Consider the following 5,851-nt stretch of genomic DNA (forward strand, 5'->3'; position numbering starts at 1 on the left):
ATTAACAGGCGATAAGATCATTAGGGTGAACGACAGCCTGCTGGTGACCGGCAACAGCATTACATCCGACAAGATCCGCAAACTGCTGCGGGGACCTAAAGGATCTGAAGTAAAAGTGACCATGCTGCGCCGCAGCAAACTGGTGGACATCCGCATTAAACGCGGCGTAATTCCCTTGTACAGCGTGGATGCCAGCTACCTTATTACACCCAAGATAGGTTATATTAAGATCAGCAAATTTGCGGCTACCACTTACCAGGAGTTTATGGATGCGCTGCGCAAGCTGCAAAGGCAGGGTATGGAAAAGCTAGTGATAGACCTGCGCCAGAACCCCGGCGGCTTCCTGGATGCTGCTACCCGTATTGCCGATGAGGTGCTGGATGGTAATAAGCTGATCCTTTATACAAAAGGTAAAAGCTACCCGCGCACAGATTATAAATGTGAAAAGCCCGGGTTATTTGAAAAAGGCGCCCTGGCAGTGCTTACAGACGAAGGCTCAGCCTCTGCCAGCGAAATACTGGCCGGCGCTATACAGGACTGGGACCGCGGGGTGATCATAGGCCGCCGTACTTTTGGTAAAGGCCTGGTGCAGGAACAGTTTGACCTGAGCAACGGAGGCGCGTTAAGGTTAACCGTGGCGCGTTATTACATTCCCTCCGGCAGAAGCATTCAAAAATCTTACAGCAACGGCCGCGAAGCTTATGATGAGGATATCATGAACCGCTATACGCATGGAGAGCTATTGAACAAAGACAGTATTAAACAGGCGGATACCATCCCGTATAAAACGGCCAAAGGCCGCGTGGTATATGGCGGCGGCGGTATTACCCCGGATATATTTATACCTTTTGATACTTCCCGCTTTTCTGCGGTATTAACGGAGATGTACACACGTAATACCTTCAGCAACTTTGCCTACAAGTATTACAATACCCACCAGGATGTGCTGAGCCGTTATAAAGATGCATCCGGATTTACCCGGCAGTTTACCGTAACGCCGGAGCTGTATAATGATTTCCTGAGCTATGCCCGTAAAGACAGCATTCGTACAGAACGCGTAACGGCTAAGGATGAAACAGAGATCCGCGACCGTATTAAAACCATGCTGGCAAGGCAGCTATACCGTACCGAAGGTTTCTATGAAGTGATCAATGCCGGCGATCCGCTGGTAAAACGTGCAGTAACGGAGTTAGAGAAAGCGAAAGAATAGATTAACATTTATAAATAAAAAAGGGTGAAAAGTAAGTGCTGCTTTTCACCCTTTTTTATTTATACCATTTGCTAAAAAAACAAAGGCCATTCCTTCCGGAACGGCCTTTTAATAACTTCTTGCAAGAAAGCTACAAACTTCCTACACAATTAGTGATGTGCAGCGCTATCAGCGGGAGCAGCAGTTGTGTCAGCTAAAGTTGAATCAGCAGGAGTAGCTACGGAATCAACGGGAGCAGCAGACAGGGTGTCAACAGCTGTAGTTGTAGAATCAGTAGTTTCTGAAGATGCACCGCTGTTACAAGCTACGAAGGTCATACCTGCAGCGATGGCGAACACGAATAATTTTTTCATACTCTGTAAGTGATTAGTTTTAAGATCACGCAAATTTATATAAATAAATTTGAATATAAAATATGTATTTTTATAATGTGTTATACTTGTGGACTTTCTCCCCAATAATTACTTCTTCCTGAAGAATATTCTTAAAGGAACGCCTTGAAAATCAAAATTTGAGCGTAGCTGGTTCTCCAAATAGTTCCTGTAAGGCGGTTTCACATCATCCGGCAAATTGCAGAAAAAGGCAAAAGCGGGGGTATGTGTGGGCAGCTGCGTTACATATTTAATACGTATAGGCGTGCCCCTTACTACCGGCGGGTGGTAAGATTCAATGGCCTTTAACATTACATCATTCAGCTTGGAAGTAGGTATTTTCCGCTGGCGGTTGTCGTATACCTTCAGGGCCTCTTCTATAGCTTTGAAAATGCGTTGTTTTTCCGGTACAGAGGTAAAAATGATGGGCACATCGGAGAAGGGCGCCAGTCTTTTCTTCAGCTCCGCCTCATAATCGCGGGCGGTATTGGTTTCCTTTTCTATAAGGTCCCATTTATTTACCAGCACCACCATGCCCTTGCCTTTTTTAACAGCCAGGCTAAAGATGGCGAGGTCCTGCGCAGTAATGCCTTTGGTGGCATCCAGCAGCAGCAGGCACACATCCGCATCGTCCATGGCTTTAATGGCGCGGATCACGGAATAAAATTCAAGATCTTCATGCACCTTGTTCTTGCGGCGTACACCGGCAGTATCTATCAGCACAAAATCTTTCTGGAACAGCTTGTAGTGGGTATGGATGGTATCGCGCGTAGTGCCCGGAATATCGGAAACAATGTTGCGCTCCTCGCCTACCAGGGCATTCAGTAAAGATGATTTACCTACGTTGGGCTGGCCGATGATGGCTATTTTAGGCAGATCGCCATCTTTGGGTTCTGCCTGCAGCTCTTCGGGGATTATGGCGGCTACTTCATCCAACAGCTCACCGGTACCGCTACCGGTAATGGAGGAAAGGAAGAAGATCTTTTCAAAGCCCATGCTGTAAAATTCGGTAGCTTCCAGCAGGCGGTCCCCGTTATCTACTTTATTGATAACCAGGAATACCGGTTTGGAGGAACGGCGTAACATATCTGCTACTTCCGCATCCAGGTCGGTAATGCCGGTGGTTACATCGCACATGAACAGCAGCACGTTGGCTTCTTCCATGGCTATTTTCACCTGCTTGCGGATCTCCCGCTCAAAAATATCTTCACTATTGGCTACAAAACCACCGGTATCTATTACGTTGAACGTTTTACCGTTCCAGTCGGCAATACCATACTGACGGTCGCGGGTAACGCCGCTTACATCATCCACGATGGCTTTGCGCTGCTCCAGCAAACGGTTGAACAGGGTAGACTTACCCACATTTGGACGACCGACGATGGCGACTGTAAATCCTGACATAACTTAATTTTCGATTTACGATTTTAGATTTACGATTGTTTGAAATACGATCTACGATAAATCTAAAATCGTAAACCGTACATCTAAAATCCATTAATATCCGTATTCCCTTAGGAACGTTTCATTATCCCGCCACTTGCTTCGAACTTTTACGAACAGCTCCAGGAAAACTTTTTGTCCTATGAACTTTTCGATATCCTGGCGGGCCAGGGTGCCTATCTGGCGGATTGATTTTCCTTTTTCTCCCAGGATGATGGCTTTCTGCGTTTCGCGTGTTACCACTATCTCTGCGGTGATCTTTACCAGCGTTTGTTTTTCCTGGTACTGGGTTACAACCACGGTTGTATGGTAGGGAATTTCTTCCTGGAACAGCTGGAAGATCTTTTCGCGGATCATCTCGCCTACAAAAAAGCGTGTAGACTTATCCGTTAAGGTATCGTCCGGGTAAAAAGGTTCGCTTTCCGGCAGCAGGGCTACGATCTGGTTCAGCAGCTCAGGGATGCCCTTTTTCTGCACTGCAGAGATAGTGACCACTTTTGCTTTGCCCCAGGCTTCGCACTGGGCCTGCACGGCGGCCAGCGCCTCCTTTTCGAGCACATCCATTTTATTCAGCACCAGTATGCAGGATGCTTTCAGCTTCAGTGAATCAAACAGCTCCAGGTTCTCTGCTACGTTATCTTTCACATCCATGATCAGCAAGGCTACGTCTGCATCTTCCAGGGCGGATTTTACCGCGCCCATCATTTTCTCATGCAATTTGTACTTTGGATCAATGATGCCGGGGGTATCTGAAAAAACGATCTGGTATTCCGGTGCGCTAACGATACCGGTGATGCGGTGGCGGGTGGTTTGTACTTTCGGGGATATAATAGCCAGCTTTTCACCTATAAGGGCGTTGAGCAGGGTGCTTTTACCTGCGTTGGGCTTACCGAAAATATTTACAAATCCTGCTTTGTGCATTGCTGTAATTTTTTCCGTCAGGGTTTATAAGGCCGTAACGAAATAAAATAAAAAAAGCCGAATTACTCCGGCTTTTTAAATGTTTTTGTAGTGATGAGAGGATGTTGAACTTCCGGCCACCGACCTACGGATGTCTTATTTCTCTCTTAAACAAAAAATCCCGACCTCTGCCGGGACTTCTCTTTTGTAGCGAGGAGAGGATTCGAACCTCTGACCTTCGGGTTATGAGCCCGACGAGCTACCTCTGCTCTACCTCGCAATGTGGGTGCAAAGGTAAGGGGATGATTTATTACTGCCAAATCTTTTTCAAAAAAAGTTTGAAGCATGGGCTTTTTTCTTGTTTCACAGAAACTGCTTGGCAGCCATCATATACTTTATTAAATTAATAGCTCACAAGCGTACCTAACCTTATGGCCCAACGATCTTCCTTATCCCTAACCGTCCCAAATCCGTGCCAACAGGCCTGGAATGAAATGACACTTAATAATGAGGGGCGCTTTTGCAATCATTGTAACAAAACAGTGATCGACTTCACGCAGCTTACAGATGAACAGGTTGCTGCTGTTTTTAAAAATACCAGTGGCAGGGTCTGCGGGCGATTTACTGTTTCGCAATTGGATCGCGACCTGCTTACACCGCGGACAACTCACCACAATCCATTTATTCCGGCTGCAGTGATGACGGCCGCGCTTGTTACTGCAGCCGTTAACAGTGATGCGCAGGCGGGTAAGCCTGTTATACCGTGCGCACAAACACCAGGAACGGTAATGAATACGGCGGAGTCAACTACAGCTCCTGTTGCGAAAAGAGATACTGTTCCTGCAAGCGATATTATACATACGGTTAGCGGAAAAATTACAGACAGTACCGGCGCACCACTACCCGGAGCAACTGTTATGCTCATGAATACTACATCTGGCGTTGTTGCGGATATGAACGGACTGTTCAAGCTCGACATACCAGAAAACCGGGCCAGCACAGCTGGCACATTACTATTTTACTGTATAGGATATGAGTTACAGGAGGTGCCATTAACCGGTACAAAGGAACAGTTTGACAAACTGGAAGTGGTTATGCAGGTATCTTCAAATACGCTCCCGGGAGATGTAGTAGTTGCAGGTGGTGCTTTTGTCCGCAAACGGAACCTGTGGCAACGAGTGAAGGACTTTTTCCATAGATGATCTGATGTTTGACCGCTTTGGCAAAAATTTAGGCTGGAGCCCTAATTAGGTATGAATTAAGGCTCCAGCCTAAATTAAAAAATGCTTGCGCTTATTGCCAACTTAAAAGAAGATCAGCCCTGGAAAAGGCCGGATCGTTTATAACCTTAACAATATTGGCTCTTCAATAACTTAACCGCAACATAAAATAAGACCGGCCCTCGACAAGGCGGGTCGTCCATTTATCTTTTACAACTCAAATCCTGACCGGCTAACCCCTTAACCGGTCAGTTACCAGAACTACCAACCCTTAAAAAGGCCGGCCGGTTTTCTATGAACTATAATCAACTACTTTACTGCCGGCTTTCCCGGCAGCTATAGTAAATACGTTAATAGCTTAAAGTGAACCAGCTTTTGAAAAAGCCGGTCTGTTCTTCTATTAAAACATAATCCTCAATAAACCAAAACCATATTGCCAACGGAAACGGCAACATGCTCATAAATAACCCACCAACCCTGGAAAAGGCCGGCCTATTTCTATCTTACACATATGATATGAAAACCAACATCCAGGCTTGACGCTTATACGCCAGCTGCAATATTTTAATAGTATAAGGTAATACCGGCCCTGGACAAGGCCGGCCGGTTAAATGAACAAACCATTGAACAAAAAATTCCCTGTTACCGGTTATCCCGGCAGCAGTATATAACAAGCTGATAATAGTCTGGAAATGCCAGCCCTGGAA

5 protein-coding genes and 1 tRNA gene are annotated in these 5,851 nt (G+C 46.1%); 2 read left to right on the forward strand and 4 right to left on the reverse strand.

Annotation, left to right across the window (positions count from 1 at the left end; all coding sequences use genetic code 11):
• On the forward strand, positions 1–1,210 hold a 1,210-nt coding region (locus VIM87_RS22725; RefSeq protein ID WP_331999223.1), incomplete at its 5' end, for a S41 family peptidase.
• 149 nt (positions 1,211–1,359) lie between these two features.
• On the opposite strand, the gene VIM87_RS22730 is transcribed toward VIM87_RS22725, so the two are convergent.
• From VIM87_RS22730 to VIM87_RS22745, 4 genes are all read right to left on the reverse strand, one after another.
• Positions 1,360–1,563: a hypothetical protein gene (locus VIM87_RS22730; RefSeq protein ID WP_331999224.1), complete on the reverse strand. Its 204-nt coding sequence runs from the start codon at positions 1,561–1,563 to the stop codon at positions 1,360–1,362.
• 108 nt (positions 1,564–1,671) lie between these two features.
• Positions 1,672–2,985: a ribosome biogenesis GTPase Der gene (gene der, locus VIM87_RS22735; protein WP_331999225.1), complete on the reverse strand. Its 1,314-nt coding sequence runs from the start codon at positions 2,983–2,985 to the stop codon at positions 1,672–1,674.
• A 93-nt stretch (positions 2,986–3,078) separates the two neighbouring features.
• Positions 3,079–3,945 carry a GTPase Era gene (gene era / locus VIM87_RS22740; protein WP_331999226.1) on the reverse strand — a complete coding sequence of 289 codons (867 nt, stop codon included), beginning with the start codon at positions 3,943–3,945 and terminating at the stop codon, positions 3,079–3,081.
• Positions 3,946–4,132: 187 nt separating this feature from the next.
• Positions 4,133–4,204: transfer RNA gene (locus VIM87_RS22745), tRNA-Met, on the reverse strand.
• 151 nt (positions 4,205–4,355) lie between these two features.
• On the opposite strand from VIM87_RS22745, the gene VIM87_RS22750 reads away from it, so the two are divergent.
• Complete coding sequence (locus VIM87_RS22750; protein WP_331999227.1) at positions 4,356–5,126, forward strand: carboxypeptidase-like regulatory domain-containing protein; 771 nt, start codon at positions 4,356–4,358, stop codon at positions 5,124–5,126.
• Positions 5,127–5,851 lie beyond the last annotated feature (725 nt).

It is taken from the genome of Chitinophaga sp., assembly GCF_036569125.1.
Taxonomy (GTDB): domain Bacteria; phylum Bacteroidota; class Bacteroidia; order Chitinophagales; family Chitinophagaceae; genus Chitinophaga.

Bases quoted from the DNA above. Each gene is read 5' to 3' on its own strand.
- VIM87_RS22750 (WP_331999227.1), top strand. From the start codon at position 4,356: ATGGCCCAACGATCTTCCTTATCCCTAACCGTCCCAAATCCGTGCCAA.
- der (WP_331999225.1), bottom strand. From the start codon at position 2,985: ATGTCAGGATTTACAGTCGCCATCGTCGGTCGTCCAAATGTGGGTAAG.
- VIM87_RS22730 (WP_331999224.1), bottom strand. From the start codon at position 1,563: ATGAAAAAATTATTCGTGTTCGCCATCGCTGCAGGTATGACCTTCGTA.
- era (WP_331999226.1), bottom strand. From the start codon at position 3,945: ATGCACAAAGCAGGATTTGTAAATATTTTCGGTAAGCCCAACGCAGGT.